This window comes from Chryseobacterium sp. 2TAF14, assembly GCF_052115105.1.
In the GTDB taxonomy this organism is placed as follows: domain Bacteria; phylum Bacteroidota; class Bacteroidia; order Flavobacteriales; family Weeksellaceae; genus Chryseobacterium.
This window is the reverse complement of the sequence record NZ_JBFRGA010000313.1, coordinates 1-2,589: the sequence shown is the minus strand read 5'-3', so window position 1 is coordinate 2,589 and position 2,589 is coordinate 1. Positions and strand designations below refer to the sequence as shown.

Annotated in this window: 3 protein-coding genes; 2 read left to right on the top strand and 1 reads right to left on the bottom strand. The window is 29.4% G+C overall.

Features of this window, described 5'->3' with window-relative positions; all coding sequences use genetic code 11:
• Positions 1–155 precede the first annotated feature (155 nt).
• The gene (locus AB4Y90_RS17855; protein ID WP_441558908.1) at positions 156–926 is read right to left on the bottom strand and encodes a 4-hydroxy-tetrahydrodipicolinate reductase; all 771 of its coding nucleotides are present in this window, start codon (positions 924–926) and stop codon (positions 156–158) included.
• Positions 927–1,301: 375 nt separating this feature from the next.
• Here AB4Y90_RS17855 and AB4Y90_RS17850 point away from each other — a divergent pair, with 375 nt between their 5' ends.
• On the top strand, positions 1,302–1,868 hold the full coding sequence (locus AB4Y90_RS17850; RefSeq protein WP_441558907.1) for a hypothetical protein: 567 nt from the start codon (positions 1,302–1,304) through the stop codon (positions 1,866–1,868).
• Positions 1,869–2,033: 165 nt separating this feature from the next.
• Entirely contained in the window at positions 2,034–2,297 is a 264-nt protein-coding gene (locus AB4Y90_RS17845) for a SemiSWEET transporter (RefSeq protein WP_441558906.1), read from the top strand.
• Positions 2,298–2,589 lie beyond the last annotated feature (292 nt).

The window sequence follows — 2,589 nt, the reverse complement described above, 5'->3', positions numbered from 1 at the left end:
CAACAATACAAATAACGGCTACTAACCACAATAAGCTTTTCATAATAATATTTTTTTAAGGTTTATATGTAATTATTAGCATATTATGTGCCTTTTTAATAAGAAATAAATTTTTTTTAATATTCGTAATGTTTTTTTGTGGAAAATTATGAAGCTTAAGAAAGATTTTTTTGAGGATCTCCAAAGAAAAAAGGTCTGAGAATATCTTCAAAATTGTAAAGTCCTTTAGAATAGTTTTTAATATGTTTTGCAACAAAGAGTGCACCGCTTCCAAAAGCTTCCCTCGAAATTGATTCGTGTACCAAACGTACTGTCTGATAAGGGAATCCGAAGATTACTTCATGTTTTCCTACAATACCTCCTGCGCGAACAGAGTTGATGTTGTTTTTTTCTATGTCCAGGGTTTCTGCGATCTTAATTGCAGTTCCGGAAACTCCGCTTTTGGCTTTGAAATGTTCTTCTACCACTTCAATATCTACATCCGGCGCAATATTTTTAAGAAGACCGGCTGCAAACAAAAGATAATTTACTCCCAAAGTAATATTGGGCGACCAAAAGACAGTAGTGGTTTTAGAAAGTTCCTTAAGAACCTTTATTTCATCGTCACCGTAATGTGAAATTGCAGAAATTATTTTTATTTTATGTTCAGCCGCAGCTTTGCCGTATCTGTGAATGCTATCTGTAGAAGAAAAATCAATAATTGCATCGACAGGATATTGTGTGAAATGTTCATCAATATTAATGCTTTGTTCAGAAAAAATCTGTGCTTTGTCTTGGGATTCTGTTTCCAGCAATTCTTTTACGGATATAGTTTCCATATTTTTACTCCTCCTTAAAACCCATTCAAGGCTAAATTCAGGGTTTTGCAATATCACATTTGCGACAGCTTTTCCTGCTTTTCCAAATCCTATTAAACCTATTCTCATAATTTAAAATTTGTAGTGTTGGTAATTTCAACTTGTAAGTTATGAAAATATTTTTTTAAGATTATATTATTAAAGCTTAATAACAGCTATTCGCAAACATTTTAAAACGTATGCACAGACTTTAAATAAAATAATGTAAAAAAATTTGGGGAGTATATAAAAAATTAAACCCTCCGTGAAGGAGGGTTTAATAAAAACACAAATGATGAAAAAAAAATTTTCATTTCAAATATACTTAAAAAAGTAATACACAAAAGAATTATTTTTAAAAAAAATCAAAATAATATAAGGTATTTGATTTCTAATTTTTAAAATTAATTTAATAATAAAAAAGTTTGATTTCAATAATAAAAGGAACCGGGAATTCCGATGCAGGTGAAAGGAAAATTTCATGACACAGAAAGTATTCAAAAATTTGAAAATGCTCAGGAAGCTGAGACAAAATATAATATACTTAAAGAGCGTTTTTTTGAAATAAATAAATGGGGAACTTATTCCAAAGAAAAAATTGCAGAATTCACTCTTTGTGACTCTTCAGGAAACAGAATAGAAAGAGCGCCTATCATAGGCGATTATATCAAAATACTATTGTCTGCGATCAAAAATCCAAAACTGAATGATTATCAGTGGGTACGAATAGATATGATTGATAAAGCAAATCCTAATCGTATAATGATGCAATGCAGGCCTTCAAAGCTACCCGGAAATGAATTTTCTGGAAAAACTGTGCATTTTCATTCAGCAGGTTCTACTTCTACATTTGTGATTTCAAAAGAGAACAATTATATTAAAATGGCAATTTACGGAAGAAACGAAAAGCCGAATCAAAATACAGATATAATTAACAGCCTGAAAAATGTGTTCATTGCTCTTGGTAGAAGGTTTGGCTTATCAAAAATTAAATGGAAACAGTTCACAGACGGAATCCTAAACTTAGAATAAAATACCACATTTATTCATTTTATCATTGTATTTTACTACATAAGCATACAATTTGCTTATTGTATTTAAAGAAAGAGAATTCAGCACGTTATTTTATGCTGAATTTTTATTTTAAAATTCATAAACTGTTTTTATAGTAAACTTGATAAACCGATAATTAAAAAAATGAATGTTGAAATTTTAGGGCTAATTGCTGGATCTTTAACGGCAATTGCATCGATGCCGCAGCTGATTAAGGTTATTAAAACGAAAAATGTGGAAGATATTTCCTGGTTAATGCTCGTTATTTTAATTTCCGGGCTTTCATTGTGGGTTTGGTACGGTTTTGAGCAGAAAGAATTGCCAATTATTCTCTCAAATTCTTTTGCGGTACTGGTAAACCTTATCTTACTAATTTGCTATTTTATTTTCAGAGATAAAAATAACTGACAAAGCAGTAGAAATAATTTCAGACTTAAATTTTTATAATATTCCCTGAATCATACCATCTGATCAGGGAATTTTTTTATCAATTTTCAAATTTAATTGTTGATTAATATTTAACCATAATTAATTATAATTGAAAATACTTCTATGAGTGAGATCATAAAAAATCATAATCATTATTACTAAATTTGATCGTATAGATAATATCAATCCAATTTTGTCATATCTATGTTTTTAACTCAAGTTTTAAGGCTGTCAGTTTTTTGACAGTCTTTTTTAATTATCGCTTTAGAAC

Bases quoted from the DNA above. Each gene is read 5' to 3' on its own strand.
- AB4Y90_RS17855 (WP_441558908.1), bottom strand. From the start codon at position 926: ATGAGAATAGGTTTAATAGGATTTGGAAAAGCAGGAAAAGCTGTCGCA.
- AB4Y90_RS17845 (WP_441558906.1), top strand. From the start codon at position 2,034: ATGAATGTTGAAATTTTAGGGCTAATTGCTGGATCTTTAACGGCAATT.